Raw genomic sequence first — 20,320 nt, 5'->3', positions numbered from 1 at the left:
ATCTCGATGACGAGCGTCCGCGTCGATCGGTTCCCCGAAGGAGTGAGACCCACATGACATCGCACAGCATGCGAGGCGGGCGGCGCCGCGCCCTCGCCGCCGCCGCGGCGGCGGCCGCGGCCTCCGTCGCACTGTCCGCCTGCGGCGCGGGCGCGGGCGGCGTGATCGAGGAGGGCGATGGCACGCTGCCGAACCACGTCCCGCTGACCTACGTCGAGCCGGACGTCCCCGGCGCAGGCGGCGCGCCGGACGGCTACACGTCGCTCCCCGACTCGTTCACCACGATCTTCGACGAGCCGCCGGGCTCCGGCGGCTCGTACACGGCTATGACGCCGCTGTGGGGTCCGGTGCCCGACACCGACAATGCCTACTTCCGGGCCGTGAACGAGGCCATGGGCACCGACATCGAGTTCCAGATCAGCGACGGCGTCACCTACGGCGACAAGCTCGCGACGGTGCTCGCCGACGAGAAGAACCTGCCCGACTGGGTGAGCATCCCCACGTGGAACTTCCCGCCGCGCTTCGGGCAGGCGGTCGGCTCGCTCTTCGAGGACCTGACCCCCTTCCTCGCGGGTGACAGCGTCGAGAAGTACTCCAATCTCGCGAACATCCCCACCGACTCGTGGCGCTCCTGCTCGTGGAACGGGAAGATCTACGGGATCCCGTTCCCCTCGGGGGCCGGGCAGCGCAACGCGGCGTTCTACCGCGCCGATCTCATCCCCGACGCGACGATGCCGACGAACGCCGACGAGATGCTCGACTTCGTCACCGAGAACCACAGGGACGGCCACTGGGGGACCAACGACCTGTGGGTGTTCGCGACGCAGATGTTCGGCGTCGCACCCGAATGGGTCGTCGGCGACGACGGCCAGCTCGTCCACCGCGTCGAGACGCCCGAGTACCGCGCCGCCCTGGAGTGGATGACGGAGCTCTACGCATCCGGGGCCGTGCACCCCGACGCCGTCGCGGACAATCAGGCCGAAGGCAAGCAGCGCTTCGAATCGGGCTCCGTCGTCATCACGGCCGATGGCGACGGGGCCTGGGGCGAGCAGGTCGCGAAGATGGCGACGGTCGATCCGGACTTCGAGATGGCGGCCATCCCCGTGTTCGCCGCCGACGGCGGCGACCCCGTGCTGTACAAATCAGATGCCGCGGCCATGTGCAGCTACCTCAAGGCGTCCGACGACGCGCAGATCGAGGAGCTGCTCGCCGCGGCCGACTTCCTCGCCTCGCCCTTCGGGACGAGCGAGTACATGCTCGTGAACAACGGCGTCGAGGGCGTGCACTACGAGCTCGACGAGGACAACGCCCCCACCAAGACCGACGCCGGTCAGGCCGAGGTCCAGCCGAGCTACCTGTTCCTCGTCGCCCCGCCCGAGACGATCGCGAACCCGCAGTTCCCCGACTACGTCGAGGCGCGCGTCGAGTGGAAGAACGAGACGACCGAGTACGAGGTCGAGGATCCGTTCTACGGGATCCGCGTGACCGAGCCGAACCGCTTCGCGTCGCTGAAGCTGCCGTTCGAGGACCTCGAGAAGGACATCGCGCGCGGCCGCGCCTCGCTCGACGACCTCGACACCGCGATCGAGACGTGGCGCACCTCCGGCGGCGACGAGCTGCGCGAGATCTACCAGGACATCCTCGACTCCCCGTCCGAGGACGGGGGCGAGGAGGAATGACCGCCGCGACGGGCGCGCGGGCGCGCACGACACCGGCCGATGGGACCCGTGCCGACACCGACGGACGCGCCGTGCGCCCGTCGCGGCCCCGCAGAACCCTCCGACAGCGGCTGAGAGCCGACCGTTCGCTGCTCCTCATGGCGCTGCCCGCGGTGGGACTCCTCATCGTCTTCGCCTACGTGCCGATGCTCGGCAACGTGATCGCGTGGCAGGACTATTCGCCGTATGTCGGGGTGCTGAACAGTCCGTTCATCGGGTGGGAGAACTTCGCCCGGGTGTTCACCAACCCCCTCTTCCTCGAAGCGGTGCGGAACACGCTGACGATCACGGCGTTCCAGCTCGTGTTCTTCTTCCCCGTCCCGATCGCGCTCGCGCTTCTCGTGAACAGCCTGCTGACGCCGTGGCTGCGCACCGCGATCCAGTCGATCGTCTACCTGCCCCACTTCTTCTCGTGGGTGCTCGTGGTGACGATCTTCCAGCAGATCCTCGGCGGCGCCGGGCTGCTGAACCAGAAGCTCGGCGAGATCGGCATCACGGGCTTCGACATGATGACGAACCCGGACACGTTCATCGCGCTCGTCACGATGCAGGCCGTCTGGAAGGACGCCGGCTGGGGGATGATCATCTTCCTCGCGGCCCTCAGCACGGTCGATCCCGCACAGTACGAGGCGGCGGCGATCGACGGCGCCGGGCGCTGGAAGCGCACCTGGCACATCACGCTTCCGGCCATCCGGCCCACGATCATCCTGCTGCTCATCCTGCGCCTGGGCGATGCCCTGACGGTCGGCTTCGAGCAGCTGATCCTGCAGCGTGGCGCGGTGGGCTCGGAGGTGTCAGAGGTGCTCGACACATACGTCTACTACCAGGGCGTCATCGCAGGCGACTGGTCGTTCGCGGCGGCGGCCGGCCTCATCAAGGGCGTGGTGTCGCTGCTGCTCGTCCTCGCTGCGAACAAGCTCGCACACGTCTTCGGAGAAGCAGGGGTGTACCAGAGATCATGACCACGACACCGATGCAGCGGGTCGGGGAGACCCGCGCGATCACCACCCAGCGCGCCACGCGCCGCGCGAAGCGAAGCGAACGGCCCGCGTGGCAGGAGAAGGACGGGCCCGTCGGGTTCACCCTCAAGGGACTCGCCCTCGCCGCCGTCGTCCTCGCGGTCCTCCTCCCGCTCTACACGATCCTCCTCACCTCCTTCTCGTCGCAGGCGACGATCACCCGCGCCGGCGGCCTCGTGCTCGTGCCGGGCGAGCTCACGCTCGCCGCGTACCGCGAGGTGCTCGCGGGCGGCGTCGTGACCCGGGCTGCGCTCGTGAGCATCTTCGTCACGGTCGTCGGCACGACGCTCTCCGTCGTGGTGTCGGTCCTCGCGGCATACGGGCTCTCGCGCCCCGACTCCGTCCTGCACCGGCCGATCCTGTTCACGTTCCTCATCACGATGTTCTTCGGCGCGGGCATGATTCCCACCTACCTGCTCGTGAGCTCGCTCGGGCTCATCGACAGCCTCTGGGCGCTCATCCTGCCCACGGCCGTGTCGGCGTTCAACGTGCTCGTGCTGCGCTCGTTCTTCATGGGCATCGACCGGTCGATCATCGAGGCGGCGCGCATCGACGGCGCGGGCGAGTGGCGGATCCTCGGCCGCATCGTCGTCCCGATGTCGCGCGCCGTGATCGCGGTCGTCGCGCTGTTCTATGGCGTGACCTACTTCAACTCGTTCTTCAACGCGATGCTCTACATCAACGACAATGCGCTCTGGCCGCTGCAGCTCGTGCTGCGCTCCTACGTGCTCCAGGGCGTCACGCTCCCCGGCGGTGGGACCGTGCCGGGGGACATCGCGGGCGCCGGCGCCGCGGATCTCGCGGTGAAGATGGCGATCATGGTGCTCGCGATCGTGCCGATCCTCGCCGTGTATCCGTTTGTGCAGCGTCACTTCACCAAGGGCGTCATCTTCGGGGCGATCAAAGGATGACCGCCCGCATCGACGATCCGGGAGGATCCATGTCACGCACGCCGTTCGCGCCGGACGCCCTGCTGTTCGGGGGCGACTACAACCCCGAGCAGTGGCCGCGGGAGACGTGGCGCGAGGACATCGCGCTCATGCGACGCGCGAAGGTCAACACCGTCACGCTCGGCGTCTTCTCGTGGGCCCTGCTCGAGCCTCGGGAGGGCGAGTTCGACACCGCGTGGCTCGACGAGATCGTCGCGCTGCTCGATGAGGCGGGGATCGGGTTCTTCCTCGCGACGCCGACCGCGTCGCCGCCGCCGTGGTTCGCCCTCGCGCATCCCGACGCGATGCCCGTCGATCCGTCCGGAACGAGGTTGTCGCACGGATCCCGCGACACCTATGCGATCAGCGCGCCCGCATATCGCGCGGCGTCGCGCCGCATCGCGCGCGTGCTCGGCGAGCGGTACGGCGCGCATCCGCGGCTGCGCGGATGGCACATCCACAACGAGTACGGCACGCTCGACTTCGGGCCGCACGCCGCGCGCGCCTTCCGCGCCTGGCTGCGCACGCGATACGCGAATCTCGACGCGCTCAATGACGCCTGGTGCACGGCATTCTGGTCGCAGCGCTACGGCGCGTGGGACGAGATCCTGCCTCCCCGCGCGACGCAGTACCTCCACAACCCCGCGCAGGCGCTCGACTTCCGCCGGTTCTCGTCGGACGAGATGCTTGCGGCGTTCGAGGAGCAGAAGCAGGAGATCGCCCGCACGGGGTCGACGGCCCCCGTCACGACCAACCTCATGCTGCCGGCGTGGAACCACCTCGAGCAGTGGTCGTGGGCCGAGGCGCAGGACGTCGTCTCGCTCGATCACTATCTCGATACTGAGGGGCCGGACGGCGAGGCCCACACCGCGTACGGCTGCGACCTCGCGCGCTCGTGGTCCGGGGGGCCGTGGGTGCTCATGGAGCAGAACGCGCGAGGGATCCGGGTCGGCGACAGGACGTTCGCGAAGGCCCCCGACCGCATGATCCGCAACAGCCTCGGCTACATCGCGCGCGGATCCCAGAGCTCGCTCTTCTTCCAGTGGCGCGCGGGTGCGGGCGGATCCGAGCAGTGGCACGGCGCCCTCGTGCCGCGCGCGGGCGGCGATTCGGCCGGCTTCGCACCCGTCGTCCAGCTCGGCGAGATGCTCGAACGGCTCTCGGAGGTCGTGAGCGTCCCCGACGACGGGCCGATCGTCGACGCCCGTGTGGGCATCGTCTGGCACGCCGACGGCTGGTGGGCGCTCGAGACGCCGCACCTGCCGAACGACGCGATCACCTATTCGGAGGAGGTGCGCGCGACCCACCGCTCGATGTGGCGCGCGGGGATCGCGACCGACTTCGTGCGCCCCGGCTCCGACGCCTCGCGGTACCGGCTGCTCCTCGTCCCCGCCCTGTACGCGATGTCGACCGAGACGGCCGAGTGGCTCGGGGCGTACGCGCGCGGCGGCGGGCGTCTCGTCGTCACATGCCCATCCGGGCTCGCGGACGAGCACCTGCGGATCCCTGACGGCCCGCATCCCGGCCTTCTGCGCGACCTCATCGGGGCCGGCTCCGACGAGATCCTGTCGCTCGCGCGAGGCGAGAAGGTCACGATAGACGGCGGCCTCGCGGGCGAGGGGTGGATCGAGCGTGTCGAGGCGACGGACGCGCGCGTCGTCGCGCGATACGTCGATGGGCGGCTCGCCGGCGGCGCGGCGATCACCGAGGCGGCCCGCGGGAGCGGATCCGTCGTCGCCGTGACCGCCCGCCTGACGCAGGACGCGCGTGACGCGTTCCTCGCGGGGGAGGCGAGGCGAGCGGGGGCGGGGCCGACGGTCGTCGGTGCGAGCGCCCTCGGCGTCGAGGCCGTTCGCCGGCGCGGTGCGCGGAGCGACTACCTGTTCCTGCTGCACCACGGCGCCGCCCCGGTGCGGGTCGCCGGCGACGGCCCCGACCTCGTGAGCGGTCGCGATGCGGCGGGTGGGATCGACCTCGCCGCCGGTGCTGTCGCCGTCGTGCGCGTGCCGCGCGGGGGAGACGTAGCGGTGGCGGCCGCAGATGAGGTTGCGACGTGACGAGCGGCGCCGATACGCTCGCGGCATCTGTCGTCGAAACGTTTAGCCAGCGGGAGGCGAGATGGTGACCATCAACGACGTGGCCAAGGCGGCGGGCGTCTCGATCAGTACGGTCTCCTACGCCCTCTCGGGCAAGCGGACGATCTCGAGCCACACGAAGCGGCGCATCGACGGCGCGATCCACGAGCTCGGCTACCGGCCGCACGCTGCCGCGCGCATGCTCGCGGGCGCGAAGACGAACATCCTCGCGCTCAGCGCGCCGCTGCACGACGACGGCCACCTTCCGACGCACATGCGGTTCATGAGCGCCGTGGTCCAGAGCGCCAGGGAATACGACTACGACGTGCTGCTGCTCGCGCGCGATGACGAGATCAGCGGCATCCGGCGCGTGGCGGCGAGCTCGCTCGTCGACGGCGTCGTGGCGATGGGCGTGTCCGAGGACGACGACCGCGTGGACCTCGTGCGCGAGCTCGGCATCCCCGCCTCGTTCATCGGGATCCCCGCCGGGGCGGACGGGCTCGCGTGCGTCGACCTCGACTTCGCCCGCACGGGGAGCATCGTCGTCGAGAAGCTGGCGGACGCGGGGCACCGGACGATCGGGATCATCGGGCACCCGCATAGCTACGTCGAACGCCGACAGGGCTTCATGGCGCGTTTCGATGAGGGCGTCGACGCGGCGGCGACGGCGCGCGGCGTGCGGGTCGTGCGCATCTGGGGTGAGCTCGGTCGCGGATCCGGTGCCCGCGCGGTCGACACACTGCTCGACGGCGGCGAACACGTCTCGGCGATCGTCTTCCATTGCAACGAGCCCGTGGTCGAGGACGCGATGCGGCGGCTGGCCGAGCGCGGTGTCGAGATCCCTCGGGATGTCTCGCTCGTCGCGGCGGCGGCCAGCTACGACCCATGCGGTTTCGACGTCGAGCTCAGCGGCGTGACGCTCCCGCTCGCGCGGGTGTGCCGCGTCGCGGTCGAGTCCGCGCTCGCCGCGCACCGCGGCGAGCCCGCGGCTGAGGCGCTGCTGGTCGAGCCGAGATACATCGACAGGGGATCGACGGCTGTGCGGGCCTGAGGCCCGGCGCGCTTCTGCGCGCCGCATGGAGAAGCGCTTCGATTTCGACGAACACCGAGGTGGCGTGCATTCGATCGCCACGCGATATCCCTCGGCGATGAGCCGAGAGAATTCACGGCTGCGCGCCCTGAGAAGGAGATAGGACATGACCACCCACCGACCCCACGCGCCGCATCGGCGAGAAGAGACGACACCATGAAGTTCACCGACGGCTTCTGGCAGGTGCGGCCCGGTGTAGAGGCGCTGTACGGGCGCCAGACCCATGATGTGCGCGTCGACGGGCGCATCCTGATCGCGACCGTGCCGACGAAGGTCATCGATGGCAGGGGCGACACGCTCAATCGTCCCACGCTCACGGTCACCATCCACTCGCCGCACGAGGGCATCATCGGGGTGCGCGTCGCGCACCACACCGGCGGGCGCGCGCCCCAGGGCTTCGACCTCGTGGGAGCGAGCGAGTGCGGCGAGGTGATCCTCGACGGCGACGAGGCGCGGCTCGTGAGCGGTGCCATCACGGCGATCGTGCGGCGCGGGGCCGATTGGCGCCTCGAGTTCCGCGAGACGGCGACGGGTCGTGTGCTGACCTCGAGCGGCGACAGATCGCTCGGGTACATGCGCCTCGACGACGACGCCGAGGTGGATCCCGGTATCGTCGGCAGCCCGCGCGCGGGCGCCCCCCGCCCGCGCCACGACACCTATGTGCACGAACAGCTCGCTCTCGGCGTCGGCGAGATCGTCTACGGGCTCGGCGAGCGGTTCGGCCCGTTCGCGAAGAACGGCCAGACGATCGAGATCTGGAACGCCGACGGCGGCACCTCGAGTGAGCAGGCCTACAAGAACGTGCCGTTCCACCTGTCGAGCCGGGGCTACGGCGTGCTCGTCAACGACACGGGGCACGTGTCGTACGAGATCGGTTCCGAGTCGGTCGAGCGCGTGCAGTTCTCGGTGCCGGGGGAGCAGCTCGAGTACTTCGTCGTCGCGGGCCCGACACCGGCCGAGGTGCTCGACCGCTACACGTCGCTGACGGGCCGCCCTCCCGAGGTGCCCGCGTGGTCGTACGGCCTCTGGCTCTCGACGAGCTTCACCACCGATTACGACGAGCGGACCGTCGGGTCGTTCATCGACGGTATGAGGGAACGCGGGATCCCCCTCGACGTGTTCCACTTCGACTGCTTCTGGATGCGCGAGTTCCACTGGTGCGACTTCGAGTGGGACCCACGGGTGTTCCCCGACCCCGAGGGCATGCTCGCCCGCCTGCACGATCGCGACCTGCGCGTGAGCGTGTGGATCAACCCGTACATCGGTCAGAGCTCGCCCCTGTTCCGCGAGGGCGTCGACGCCGGTTACCTCGTCGCCCGCGCCGACGGATCCGTCTGGCAGTGGGACATGTGGCAGGCGGGGATGGCGCTCGTCGACTTCACGAATCCCGCCGCGACGCGCTGGTATCAGGACCACCTGCGACGGCTCATCGCCCAGGGCGTCGACTGCTTCAAGACCGACTTCGGCGAGCGGATCCCCACCGACGTCGTCTACTTCGACGGCAGCGATCCGCGGTCGATGCACAACCGCTACACGCAGCTGTACAACGCCGCCGTGTTCGAGGTCCTCGAGCAGGCGCGCGGCGAGGGTGAGGCCGTCGTCTTCGCGCGATCGGCGACGGCGGGAGGGCAGCGCATGCCCGTGCACTGGGGCGGCGACAACACGTCGTCGTTCGAGTCGATGGCCGAGACCCTGCGGGGCGGGCTCTCGCTCGCGATGAGCGGCTTCGCGTTCTGGAGCCACGACATCGGCGGCTTCGAGGGGATGCCGGACGCCGGCGTGTTCAAGCGATGGCTCGCGTTCGGGCTGCTCTCGAGCCACAGCCGCCTGCATGGATCCGGCAGCTACCGGGTGCCGTGGCTGTTCGACGAGGCCGAAGGGCGCGACGAGGGGGATCCGGAGAGCGCCGTCTCGGTCGCGCGCCGATTCGCGAGGCTGAAGGCGTCGCTCATGCCGTATCTCTACGCGGCGGGCCGCGAGGCGCACGAGACGGGGATGCCCGTGATGCGCCCGATGCCGCTGGCGTTCCCCGACGATCTCAGCTGCCGGCACCTCGACAGGCAGTACCTGCTCGGCCCCGACCTGCTCGTCGCCCCCGTGATGTCGGCAGGCGGCGATGTCGATCTCTACCTTCCCGCGGGGCGCTGGACGTCGCTCCTGACGGGCGTGACCGTCGACGGTGGGGCCTGGCGCCGCGAGCGGCACGGGTTCGACTCGCTGCCGCTGTACGTGCGCGAGGGCGCCGCCGTGCCCCTCGGCGGTCGCGACGACACGGCCGACTACGACCTCCTCGACGGCCTGCGTCTGCTCGTCACGCCGGGGGACGGAGACCGCGAGGTCGCGGTGTCCTCACCGGGAGGACGTACCGCGCGGATCCGCGTGACGCGCGACGGCGAACGGATCGCCGCCGAGAGCGATGACCTCGACGCGTTCGCGATCGAGACCCCGGACGGGCGGCGCACCGTCGCGGCCTCCGGCCGCGCCGTGCTCGCACAGAACGGGCAGAGCTGATGACGACCCCCAACCCACAGGAGCGTACGATCATGACCGACCACCGCGACATCCCACTGCAGTTCCCGGCCGGATTCGTCATCGGATCCGCGACCGCCTCCTACCAGGTCGAGGGCGCCGTGGCCGAGGGCGGCCGCACGCCGTCGATCTGGGACACGTTCAGCCACACGCCAGGGCGCACCTGGAACGGAGACACGGGCGATGTCGCCTGCGACCACTACCATCTGATGGACGACGACCTCGACCTCATGGCGGATCTCGGGCTCGAGGCCTACCGGTTCTCGATCTCCTGGTCGCGGGTGCTGCCGAACGCCGGCTCGGTCGTGAGCCCCGAGGGGATCGGCTTCTACTCACGCCTCGTCGACGGGCTGCTCGAGCGGGGCATCCGGCCGATCGCCACGCTTTACCACTGGGACCTGCCGCAGGAGCTCGAGGACGCGGGCGGCTGGGCGAATCGCGAGACCTCCGCGCGCTTCGCGGAGTACGCCGCGCATACGGTCGCCCACCTGGGCGATCGCGTGCGCACTTGGACGACGCTCAACGAGCCCTGGTGCTCCGCCTATCTCGGATACGGTTCGGGGGCGCATGCGCCGGGACGCACGGACGGCGCAGCCGCGCTCGCCGCGGTGCACCACCTGAATCTGGCGCACGGCCTCGCCGTGCCGGAGATCCGGCGCGCGGCGACGAACGACCCCGACGTCTCGGTCACCCTGAACTTCCACGTCGCCCGCGGTGAGGACGAGGCGGTGCGCGGCGTCGAGGCGCTCGCGAACCGCGCGTTCACGAGTCCCATGCTGAGGGGGCGGTACGACGACGACCTCCTCGCGAGGACGGCGAGCGTGACCGATTGGTCGTTCGTGCGTGACGGCGACCTGGAGCAGATCCACCAGAGGCTCGACCTGCTCGGCGTCAACTACTACTCGACCGTGACCGTGCGCACCTGGGACGGCGCGGGCGAGAAGGTGCGCAACGACGGGCACAAGGACGTCGGCGGATCCCCGTGGCCGGGTCTCGATGACGTCGAGTTCCTTCCGCAGGACGGACCGCACACGGACATGGGGTGGAACATCGCGCCCGACGGGCTCGAGGACCTGCTCGTGTCGCTGGCGGAGCAGTTCCCCGAGGTGCCGCTCATGATCACCGAGAACGGCGCCGCGTTCCGTGACGAGGTCACCGCGACGGCGGAGGGTCCGCGCGTGCACGACGCGGATCGCATCGACTACCTCGCCCGCCACTTCGGTGCCGCGCGCAGGGCGATGGATCGCGGCGTCGACCTGCGCGGATACCTCGTGTGGTCGCTTCTCGACAACTTCGAATGGGGATTCGGCTACTCGAAGCGATTCGGGATCGTGCGCGTCGACTACGACACCCGCGAGCGCACCGTCAAGGACAGCGCGCGCTGGCTGTCGGGCGTCATCGCCCAGCAGGACGCCTGAGAGGCCCCGTCACCCGCGCGGCGGCGCCGTCGATCCGCGCACGACGAGGTCGGCCGACATCCGGATGTGGGTCGGCTCGGCCCCGTCGTCGATCATGCGCACGAGCAGGTCGACGGCCGATCGGCCCATCGCGGCCAGCGGCTGGCGCACGGTCGTGAGGGGCGGCGTCGCGGACGCCGCCTCCGGCACGTCGTCGAAGCCGACGAGAGAGAGGTCCTCGGGGATCCGGATCCCGCGCTCCGCGGCGACGCGCATCGTCTCGATCGCCGAGAGGTCGTTCGCGGCGAAGATCGCGGTCGGGGGAGTGGGCATGTCCAGGAGCGCGGCGGCGCCGTCGGCGGCCTCCGCGGGACGGTAGCCGCCCTCCGCGACGAGCGACGGATCCTCCTCGATGCCCGCCGCGCGCAGCGCCTCGCGGTATCCCTGTTCGCGCAGCCGCGCCGACTCGAGGTCGCCGCGCCCGCGCAGGTGCGCGATGCGGCGGTGCCCGAGCGAGATGAGGTGCGCCGTCGCATCGCGCGCGCCACGGAGGTTGTCGGTGTCGACCGTGGCGGGGCTCGCGGGGCCCGTGTGGGGGTCGATCGCGACGATCGGCATGCTCGTCTCCGGCAGCCGCACGGTCGGGGTGACGACGACCGCCCCGTCGATGAGCGTGCCGCCGAGGCGCGAGAGCGAGCGGCTCTCCCAGCCGAGGTGCGATCCGCTCGACACGGCGCCCGCGTAGGCGAGGATGTCGTAGTCGGTGTCGCTCAGGGCCTCGGACACGCCGTGCAGCAGCTGGAGGGCGAACGGCTCGAACTCGGCGACGAGCACGCCGATGACGTGCGTGCGGCTGCGGCGCATGGAGGTCGCGACGAGCGAGCTGGCGTAGCCGAGCTCGGTGACGACCTTCATGACGCGCTCGCCGGTCGCGGCGGCGACGCCGTCGCGGCCGTTGATGACCTTCGACACCGTCGCGACGGAGACACCGGCGGCGCGGGCGACGTCGGTGATGGTCGTGCGGCCGCGTGCGGCCGTGGAGGTGCTGCCCATGGTCTCCCTACGTTATCGCCGCGACCGCCCTGTGCCCGCAGGTGTGCGGCGCGCGGCGCCTCGTCACGTTTAGAAAACGTTATCGATATCGTTTGACATCCTCGTTCGATCCTGCCAGAGTCGATGACGCGCCGGGCGGCGGACGCCCGGAGGGGAAGAGGCGAGAGCCACTCAATGAGGAGATACGCCATGACGATGCGCAAGACATGGGCAGCAGCCGCGACCGTCGCCGCTGCGAGCCTCGCACTGGCCGGATGCGCGGGTGGGTCCGAGGGATCGGACGAGAACTCGCTCTCGTTCTGGCACAATTCGACCACGGGGCCCGGTATGGAGTACTGGGACGAGGTCGCCGCCGCATTCGAGGAGGAGACGGGAACGGCCGTCGCCATCACCTCGATCCAGAACGAGGACATGGACGGCAAGCTCCAGACCGCCGCCAACTCGGGCGACATGCCCGATGTGTTCATGGCGCGCGGCGGCGGCAAGCTCGCCGACATGGTCGACGCCGGCGTCGTCAAGGACGTCAGCGACCTCATCTCCGACGACGTGAAGGCGTCGTACGGCGAGGCCCCGTTCACCGCCTTCACGATCGAAGGATCCGTGTACGGCCTCCCCGTATCCGTGCTCCCCGAGGGCATCTTCTACAGCCAGGATCTCTTCGCCGAGGCCGGGATCGACGAGACGCCCACGACCTTCGACGAGCTGAACGACGCCGTCGACGCGCTCAAGGCCGCCGAGATCCAGCCGATCGCGCTCGGCGCCAAGGCCGCCTGGCCCGCCGCGCACTGGTACTACTCGTTCGCTCTCCGCGCGTGCGGCCAGGAGACGCTCGAGAACCTCGCCGCGAACGTCGACTTCAGCGACGGCTGCTGGCTCGAGGCCGCGGAGAACCTGCAGGCGTTCGCCGAGACGGAGCCCTTCAACGAGGGCTTCCTCACGACCGACGCACAGGAGGGCGCAGGATCCTCTGCGGGCCTGCTCGCCAATCACAAGGCGGCGATGGAGCTCATGGGCGGCTGGAACGTCGGCGTCATCGCCGACCTCACGCCCGAGGGCGAGCCGCTCGCCGACCTCGGCTGGTTCCCGCTCCCCGCGACCGACGCGGGCGACGGCGACCCGACCGCCATGATGGGCGGCGTCGACGGGTACTCGTGCTCCCAGGACTCGTCTGAGGCGTGCGAGGAGTTCCTCAACTTCATCGCCCAGCCCGAGTGGCAGGAGAAGTACGTCGACGCGTTCAACGCGATCCCCGTCGCGCAGGAGGCGCAGGAGGCCGTGAGCGACCCCGTGCTCACCTCGATCATGGAGTCGTACAACGAGGCCTCGTACATCGTGCTGTGGCTCGACACCTCGCTCGGCCAGAACGTCGGCAACGCCCTGAACGCGGCCGTCGTCGAGATGCTGGCCGGGAGCGGGACGCCCGAGCAGCTGGTCGACTCGGCCACGCAGGCCGCGGCGCGCGGCTGAGGAGGCTCCGCATGACCTCCCCCGAAACGTACGCGGTGCGCACGTCGGAGGGGCCCGCCGCCGGGGCCGACGCCACGTCGTCGGCCCCGGCGCGTCGTCGCCGCCCCGATTGGCGGATGCGCGGCGAGATCGCCCTGCTCGCGGGCCCCGGCATCGTCATCTTCGTGGCGTTCGTCATCTTCCCGGTGCTGATGGCGGCGTTCTACGGCTTCTTCCGCTGGAAGGGCTTCGGCTTCCCGGACGACTTCGTCGGCTTCGAGAACTACGCGCTGATCCTGCAGGACCCCACGTTCCGCGACGCCGTCCTGCACAACTTCGTCATCGTGATCGCCTCGCTCATCCTCCAGGGGCCCCTCGCGATCCTGTTCGCGCTGCTGATGAACCAGAAGATGCGCGGACGCACGCTCATCCGCGTGCTCATCTTCGTGCCCTACGTGATCTCGGAGGTCGTCGTCGGCACAGGCTGGTCGCTCATGCTGCAGGACTCGGGCGCGATCAACTCGATGCTCGCCAAGATCGGCCTGGAGGGGATGCAGCAGTCGTGGCTGGCCGACCCGAGCGTCGCCATGGGCACACTGATGGTCATCATCACGTGGAAGTACATCGGCTTCGCCGTGATCCTCATGCTCGCGGGGCTGCAGTCGATCCCCGAGGAGCTGTACGAGGCCGCCGCGATCGACGGCGCCGGCTTCTGGAAGACGCAGTGGAACATCACGCTGCCGCTCCTCGGCCCGACGATCCGGATCTGGGCGTTCCTGTCCATGATCGGCGCCCTGCAGCTGTTCGACCTCGTCAACATCATCTGGGGCCAGTACATCGCCGCGACGGCCGGCACATCGACGATGGCGACCTACATGTACCTCAACGGCCACCTCGCCGGGAACTACGGCTTCGGCAACGCCGTCGCCGTCCTGCTGTTCCTCATCTCGCTCGTCGTCGCGCTCGTCTACCAGCGCTACGTCCTGCGTCGCGACACGGCGGGCGCCGTCACGGGCCCGAGCGGAAGGAAGACGAAATGACCGCCACCTCCGTCGCCGTGCGCGCCGTGAAGCGCGACGGCTCGCCCCGGCGCCCCCGGAAGCCGTGGGGCAACCCCTGGACGTACCTTCTCGCCACGATCCTCGTCGCGGTGTGCATCGGGCCCGTCCTGTACATCATCATCGGCGGCTTCCGCTCGAACGCGCAGATCACCGAGGACCCCTCGGCATTCCCCGCGCCGTGGGTCCTGACCAACTACGTCGAGGTGCTCGGGAGCGCCGACTTCTGGGTCGCGATGGGCAACTCGACGATCTCGGCCGTCGGCACGACGGCGGGAGCCGTGGTGCTCGGCGTCATGGCGAGCTACGTCATCGCCCGCTACGACTTCATCGGCAAGGGCGCGATGTACTCGCTGTTCGCGGCGGGGCTCATGTTTCCCGTCACGGTCGCCATCACGCCGCTCTACCTGCTCGTGCGCAACCTCGGGCTCGTGAACAACCTCGCCGGGATCATCCTCCCGCAGATCGCATTCGCGCTCCCGACGACGATCATCATCCTCGTGCCGTTCCTGCGGGCGATCCCGAAGGAGCTCGAGGAGGCGGCGTCGATCGACGGCACCGGCCGACTCGGCTTCTTCTGGCGCATGGTCGTCCCGCTGAGCCTTCCCGGCGTCGTGACGGTCGGGATCCTCGCGTTCGTCACGACGTGGAACGCGTACATGCTGCCGCTGTTCATCCTGAACGACTCTCACCTGTTCACCCTGCCGCTCGGGGTGCAGAGCTTCGCCTCGCAGTACTCGGTCGACACGGCCCGCGTGCTCGCCTACACCTCGCTGTCGATGGTGCCGGCGCTGATCTTCTTCAGCCTCTTCGAGAAGCGGATCGTCGGTGGACTGCAGGGAGCGGTGAAGGGATGACCGGACCGTCGACTCGCACACAGACCAGAGAGCAGGATCAGACGATGAGCACACTCGAGACGGCCGACGTGCCAGCGATGCCGACGGTGTCGGACCGTGTGCAGGACATCCTCGACGCGATGACGCTCGAGGAGAAGGCGGCCCAGATCGTCGGCTACTGGCTCGACCAGGGCGGCGAGGTCGTCGCCCCGATGGCCGATGAGATGGCCACGAGCGACGCCGACCACACCCTCGCGGAGATCACGAGGCACGGCATCGGCCACTACACCCGCGTGTACGGCACGCGACCGGTCGAGCCGGCACAGCGTGCGGCGTGGCTGCGCGAGGAGCAGCGGCGCCTCGTGCGCGAGACGCGCCTCGGGATCCCCGCGATCGTGCACGAGGAATGCCTGACGGGCCTCGCGGCGTGGAGGGCGGCGACGTTCCCGACGCCGCTCGCCTGGGGCGCCTCGTTCGACCCGGACCTCGTCGAGGAGATGGCGGCCTCGATCGGCGATTCGATGCGCGAGCTCGGCGTGCACCAGGGGCTCGCGCCCGTGCTCGACGTCATCCGCGACCCGCGCTGGGGGCGCGTCGACGAGTGCATCGCCGAGGATCCGTACGTCGTCGGCACGATCGGCACGGCCTTCGTGCGCGGTCTGCAGGGCGCGGGAGTGCACGCCACGCTCAAGCACTTCCTCGGCTACTCGGGGTCTCAGGCCGGGCGCAACCACGCGCCCGTCCACGCCGGCCCCCGCGAGGTCGCCGATGTGTTCGTCCCGCCGTTCGAGATGGCGATCCGCGATGGCGGCGTGAAGAGCGTCATGAACAGCTACGCCGAGATCGACGGCCTGCCCGTCGCATCGCAGCCGGAGCTGCTGACGCGCCTGCTGCGCGACGAGCTCGGCTTCGACGGCGTCGTCGTCGCCGACTACTTCGCCGTCGCGTTCCTCGAGGTGATGCACGCCGTCGCCGCCGATCGCGGAGAGGCCGCGCAGTGGGCGCTCGAGGCGGGCATCGACGTCGAGCTGCCGTCGGGAGACGCCTACCTCGCGCCGCTCGTCGAGCGCGTGCGCTCCGGACGCCTCGACGAGGCCTTCGTCGACAGGGCGGTCCTGCGCGTGCTCGCCCAGAAGGAGGAGCTCGGCCTCCTCGAGCCCGGCGCCTTCGACGCGGAGGCGCCGTCGGAGATCGACCTCGACACGCCCCGCCACCGCGACATCGCGCGCCGGCTCGCGGCCGAGTCGGTCGTGATGCTCTCGAACGACGGCGTGCTCCCGCTCGCCGGATCCGCGCACCGCGTCGCCGTGATCGGCCCGAACGCCGACCGGCCCGAGGCGCTGCAGGGGTGCTATTCGTTCGCGAACCACGTGCTCGGCCATCACCCCGACCACGAGATCGGCTTCGAGATCCCGACCGTCGCGGAGGCGCTCGCCGCCGAGGCACCGCACGCCGAGATCGTCCTCGCACGCGGCTGCGAGGTCGAGGGCGAGGACCGCTCGGGGATCGACGAGGCCGTGAGCGCCGCCTCCGGCGCGGACGTCGCGATCGTCGTCGTCGGCGACCAGGCGGGACTGTTCGGCCGCGGATCCGTCGGCGAGGGCAACGACACCGCATCCCTCGACCTGCCCGGCGTGCAGCGCGAGCTCGTCGAGCGCGTCGCGGCGACGGGGACCCCCGTCGTCATGGTGCTCCTCACGGGCCGCCCCTATGCGGTCGACTGGGCGCTCGACGGATCCGCCCCCCGCCCGGGGGCCGTCCTGCAGTCGTTCTTCCCCGGCGAGGAGGGCGGGACGGCGATCGCGCAGATCCTCACCGGATCCGCGTCGCCGTCGGGACGCCTGCCCGTCAGCCTGCCGCGCGCGGCGGGGGCGCAGCCGTACTCATATCTGCGGCCGATCCTCGGCGGGCCGTCGAGCGTGACGTCGACGAACCCGACGCCCGTGCGGCCGTTCGGCTTCGGCCTCGGCTATGCGACGTTCGCCTACGACGGCTTCGCCTGCGACGCCGAGGCATCGGCGGGCGGCGCGTTCGAGGCGTCCGTGACGGTCACGAACACGTCGGACGTCGCGGGCGCGGACGTCGTGCAGCTGTACGCGCGCGACGTGGTCGCGTCGGTGACGCGTCCCGTCGCCCAGCTGCTCGGCTATGCGCGGGTCGATCTCGCGCCGGGGCAGTCGCTCCGCGTGACGTTCGACGTGCCGAGCCAGCGCCTCGCCTTCTCGGACCGCCGCATGGTGCGCGTCGTCGAGCCGGGCGACGTCGAGGTGTGGGTCGGATCCCACGCCGAGGCCGGCGTGACATCGAACGACGCCGACGAGACGACGGGCGGCGTCATCAGCAACGAGCGTGCCACGGAGCGCACGGCGATCGAGGGCACGGCCACCCCGCGCCGCGTGCTGCGCCTCACGGGCCCCGTGCACGAGGTGCGGGCATCGGACAGCCGCCTGGTCGGAGTCCGCATCGCGTGAGCCCGGCCCGCCTCTCGATAGGCTTGCTCACATGCCGATGCGCGGATCCAATGTCGAGGGCGTCAGGCGCGCCAACCTCGGGACGGTGCTGCGCCTCGTGCACCACGCCGGCGCCATCTCACGGGCGGCACTCACCCAGCAGACGGGCCTGAACCGCTCGACGATCGCGGATCTCGTCGTCACGCTCGCGGGCAGCGACCTCGTGTCCGAGCGGGAGCCGGACCCCACCCGCCGCGTCGGGCGCCCGTCGCCCGTCGTGGTGCCGTCGGCCGATGTCGTCGCGATCGCAGTGAACCCCGAGGTCGACGCGCTCGAGGTGGGCGCGGTCTCGCTCGGCGGATCCGTGCGCCTGCGCGTGCGCGAGGAGGTCGGGCATCTGCTGACGCCCGACGAGACGGCCTCGCGGGTCGCGGCGATCCTCGACGGCTGGCGGGCCGGGCCGCTGCGCGGCGCGCGCACCATCGGCGTCGGCGCCGCCGTTCCCGGGCTCGTGCGCGCCTCGGACGGGATCGTCCGGAACGCCCCTCACCTCGCGTGGCGCGACGTCGACCTCGCCCGCCCCATCGCCGAGGCGACGGGGCTGGATGCCGCGGTCGGCAACGACGCCTCGCTCGGCGCCGTCGCGGAGTGGCTGTTCGGCGCGGCGCGCGACCACCACGACGTCGTCTACCTCAACGGCGGCGCGAGCGGCATCGGCGGCGGGGTCATCCTGCGCGGCGCGGGCGTCGGCGGCGCCGGCGGCTACGCGGGCGAGTGGGGTCAGAATCAGCCGAGCCTCAGCGTCGACGGCGATCGCCGCGCTCCGGGCGGCGTGCTCGAGGACGAGGTGAACCGCAGCCGGCTCCTCGCGGCCGTCGGCCTGCCGGGCGGCGACGACGAGGCGCTCGCCTCCGCGCTCGCCGCGGCGCATGACGACGTCGCCGAGGAGGTCGAGCGGCAGCGGCGGATCCTGCAGGCGACGCTCGCGAACGCCGCCAACGTGCTCAACCCGTCGATGATCGTGCTGGGCGGCTTCCTCGCGACGCTGCGGGGGACGGCGGCCGAGGACTTCGACGCGGGCGTGCGCGCGCACATGCTCGAGGCCCCGGCGGAGAACCTCGAGATCCGCGCCGCCGCACTCGGCCGCGACCGGCTCCTCATCGGCGCGGCCGAGCGCGTCTTCGAGCGCGTCGTGGCCGACCCGCTCGCCGGCTGAGCCGCGAGTCCACAAGTCCTCACCGAGTCCGCGTTGATTCGCAGAGGACTCGGTGAAGACTCGTGGAAAAGGGGGAAGCTACGGCAGCACGAGCGCGCCGTCGACGCGGCGGGGGATGCCGAGCGGGTTCGACTCGCGCAGCGCGGGCGGCAGCGCCCGCTCCGGGGCCTCCTGGTACGCGATGGGGCGGAGGAAGCGGCGCACCGCAGTGGCGCCGACCGAGGTGTGCTGGCTCGTCGTCGCCGGCCAGGGGCCGCCGTGGTGCTGGGCCCAGCTCACGGCCACGCCCGTCGGCCATCCCGTGAACAGGACGCGACCGGCGAGCTCCTCGAGGGCGGCGAGCACGGCGTCGACGTCGTCGTCGTCCTCGGCGTGCAGCGTCGCCGTGAGATTGCCCTCCATGAGTGCGAGGCCGCCGAGCAGCTCCTGTTCGTCGGCGTATCGGACGAGCAGTGTGAAAGGCCCGAAGACCTCCTCGAGCAGCACCTCGGCGTGCGCCGCGAGCGTCGATGCATCGCAGGCCGCGACGAGGGATCCCTCGCCCGCGGCGACGGCGTCGACCCCCGGCACCTCGCGCACGCGCGCCGCGCCCGCGGCGAAGCCGTCCGCGATCCGATCGGTCAGCATCCGGCCCGCGTCCCCGACGTGTCCGGCGATCGCGCCCTCGAGAGCGGATCCCCGGGGCACGAACACGACGCCCGGCTTCGTGCAGAACTGGCCGACGCCGAGCTGGAACGAGCCCGCGAGCCCCTCCGCGAGCGCCGCGCCGCGGGCGCGGTCCGCCGCGGCCGTGACGACGACGGGGTTCAGCGAGCCGAGCTCGCCGAAGAAGGGGATCGGCGCGGGCCGCGCCGCGACGGCGTCGTGGATCGCGCGCCCGCCGGGGATGGATCCCGTGAAGCCGACGGCCGTGATCGCGGGATGCTCGGCGAGGGCGACGCCCGCCGCGCGTCCGTCGACGAGGCCGAGGATCCCGTCGGGGGCGCCCGCCTCGCGCAGCGCCCGCTCGAGGATCTCGAACACGTGCCGCGACAGCGTCGGGTGGCCGGAGTGCGCCTTCACGATCACGGGGCAGCCGACCGCGAGGGCCGACGCCGTGTCTCCGCCTGCAACCGAGAACGCGAACGGGAAGTTCGAGGCCGCGAACACGGCGACGGGGCCGAGGGGGCGCAGCATCCGGCGCAGATCGGGGATCGGGGGCACCGTATCGGGGTTCGGATGGTCGATCGTCGCCTCGAGATACGAGCCCTCCGTGACGACGTCGGCGAACAGGCGCAGCTGGTTCGTCGTGCGCTTCAGCTCGCCCGGCAGCCGCGGGGATCCCAGGCGGGTCTCGTCGTCGGCGATCGTGACGAGCTCGTCCGCGGCGGCGTCGAGCGCGTCGGCGCCCGCCCGCAGCCAGGCGGCGCGCGTGGCGTCGTCGGCGCGGCGGGTCTCGGCGAAGGCGCGGGCCGCGTGCCGGCACAGCTCGTCGACGTGTTCCGGTGTGGTGGGGGTCATGCGT

Annotated in this window: 14 protein-coding genes; 12 read left to right on the top strand and 2 right to left on the bottom strand. The window is 70.9% G+C overall.

What is annotated here, in order from left to right; genetic code table 11:
- The first annotated feature begins 53 nt into the window (after positions 1-53).
- The 7 genes from GB932_RS18680 (at position 54) to GB932_RS18650 (ending at position 10,778) form a co-directional block, all read left to right on the top strand.
- Positions 54-1,679, top strand: a complete 1,626-nt coding sequence (locus tag GB932_RS18680; RefSeq protein ID WP_156762189.1) for a type 2 periplasmic-binding domain-containing protein — start codon at positions 54-56, stop codon at positions 1,677-1,679.
- Complete coding sequence (locus GB932_RS18675; RefSeq protein ID WP_156762188.1) at positions 1,676-2,680, top strand: ABC transporter permease; 1,005 nt, start codon at positions 1,676-1,678, stop codon at positions 2,678-2,680. The genes GB932_RS18680 and GB932_RS18675 overlap by 4 nt, the downstream gene beginning before the upstream one ends.
- On the top strand, positions 2,677-3,648 hold the full coding sequence (locus GB932_RS18670; RefSeq protein WP_156762187.1) for a carbohydrate ABC transporter permease: 972 nt from the start codon (positions 2,677-2,679) through the stop codon (positions 3,646-3,648). Before GB932_RS18675 ends, GB932_RS18670 begins: the two co-directional genes overlap by 4 nt.
- Positions 3,645-5,723: a beta-galactosidase gene (locus GB932_RS18665; protein ID WP_231916307.1), complete on the top strand. Its 2,079-nt coding sequence runs from the start codon at positions 3,645-3,647 to the stop codon at positions 5,721-5,723. The genes GB932_RS18670 and GB932_RS18665 overlap by 4 nt, the downstream gene beginning before the upstream one ends.
- A 61-nt stretch (positions 5,724-5,784) precedes the next feature.
- Positions 5,785-6,792, top strand: a complete 1,008-nt coding sequence (locus tag GB932_RS18660) for a LacI family DNA-binding transcriptional regulator (RefSeq protein ID WP_156762186.1) — start codon at positions 5,785-5,787, stop codon at positions 6,790-6,792.
- 195 nt (positions 6,793-6,987) lie between these two features.
- Positions 6,988-9,342 carry an alpha-xylosidase gene (gene yicI / locus GB932_RS18655; protein WP_156762185.1) on the top strand — a complete coding sequence of 785 codons (2,355 nt, stop codon included), beginning with the start codon at positions 6,988-6,990 and terminating at the stop codon, positions 9,340-9,342.
- A 32-nt stretch (positions 9,343-9,374) separates the two neighbouring features.
- A complete protein-coding gene (locus GB932_RS18650) occupies positions 9,375-10,778 on the top strand; it encodes a GH1 family beta-glucosidase (RefSeq protein WP_156762184.1) in 1,404 nt (467 codons plus the stop codon).
- Positions 10,779-10,787: 9 nt separating this feature from the next.
- Here the strand turns inward: GB932_RS18650 and GB932_RS18645 are convergent, their stop codons facing one another.
- Positions 10,788-11,810, bottom strand: coding sequence for a LacI family DNA-binding transcriptional regulator (locus GB932_RS18645; protein WP_156762183.1), 1,023 nt, complete (start codon positions 11,808-11,810; stop codon positions 10,788-10,790).
- A 189-nt stretch (positions 11,811-11,999) separates the two neighbouring features.
- Here GB932_RS18645 and GB932_RS18640 point away from each other — a divergent pair, with 189 nt between their 5' ends.
- From GB932_RS18640 to GB932_RS18620, 5 genes are read left to right on the top strand one after another with little or no spacing between them, the layout of a single operon-like run.
- Positions 12,000-13,277 carry an extracellular solute-binding protein gene (locus tag GB932_RS18640; protein ID WP_156762182.1) on the top strand — a complete coding sequence of 426 codons (1,278 nt, stop codon included), beginning with the start codon at positions 12,000-12,002 and terminating at the stop codon, positions 13,275-13,277.
- Positions 13,278-13,288: 11 nt separating this feature from the next.
- Positions 13,289-14,296, top strand: a complete 1,008-nt coding sequence (locus GB932_RS18635) for a carbohydrate ABC transporter permease (protein ID WP_156762181.1) — start codon at positions 13,289-13,291, stop codon at positions 14,294-14,296.
- Positions 14,293-15,171 carry a carbohydrate ABC transporter permease gene (locus GB932_RS18630; protein ID WP_156762180.1) on the top strand — a complete coding sequence of 293 codons (879 nt, stop codon included), beginning with the start codon at positions 14,293-14,295 and terminating at the stop codon, positions 15,169-15,171. Before GB932_RS18635 ends, GB932_RS18630 begins: the two co-directional genes overlap by 4 nt.
- Positions 15,172-15,215: 44 nt before the next feature.
- Positions 15,216-17,621: a beta-xylosidase/alpha-l-arabinosidase gene (locus GB932_RS18625; RefSeq protein WP_156762179.1), complete on the top strand. Its 2,406-nt coding sequence runs from the start codon at positions 15,216-15,218 to the stop codon at positions 17,619-17,621.
- A gap of 31 nt (positions 17,622-17,652) precedes the next feature.
- On the top strand, positions 17,653-18,816 hold the full coding sequence (locus GB932_RS18620) for an ROK family protein (protein ID WP_156762178.1): 1,164 nt from the start codon (positions 17,653-17,655) through the stop codon (positions 18,814-18,816).
- Positions 18,817-18,894: 78 nt separating this feature from the next.
- Here GB932_RS18620 and GB932_RS18615 read toward each other — a convergent pair whose 3' ends face one another.
- Complete coding sequence (locus GB932_RS18615; RefSeq protein ID WP_156762177.1) at positions 18,895-20,316, bottom strand: aldehyde dehydrogenase (NADP(+)); 1,422 nt, start codon at positions 20,314-20,316, stop codon at positions 18,895-18,897.
- Positions 20,317-20,320: the final 4 nt, after the last annotated feature.

It is taken from the genome of Microbacterium karelineae, from assembly GCF_009745985.1.
GTDB lineage: Bacteria > Actinomycetota > Actinomycetes > Actinomycetales > Microbacteriaceae > Microbacterium > Microbacterium karelineae.
The sequence above is the reverse complement of the archived record's forward strand: the minus strand, read 5'-3'. Positions and strand labels throughout refer to the sequence as shown.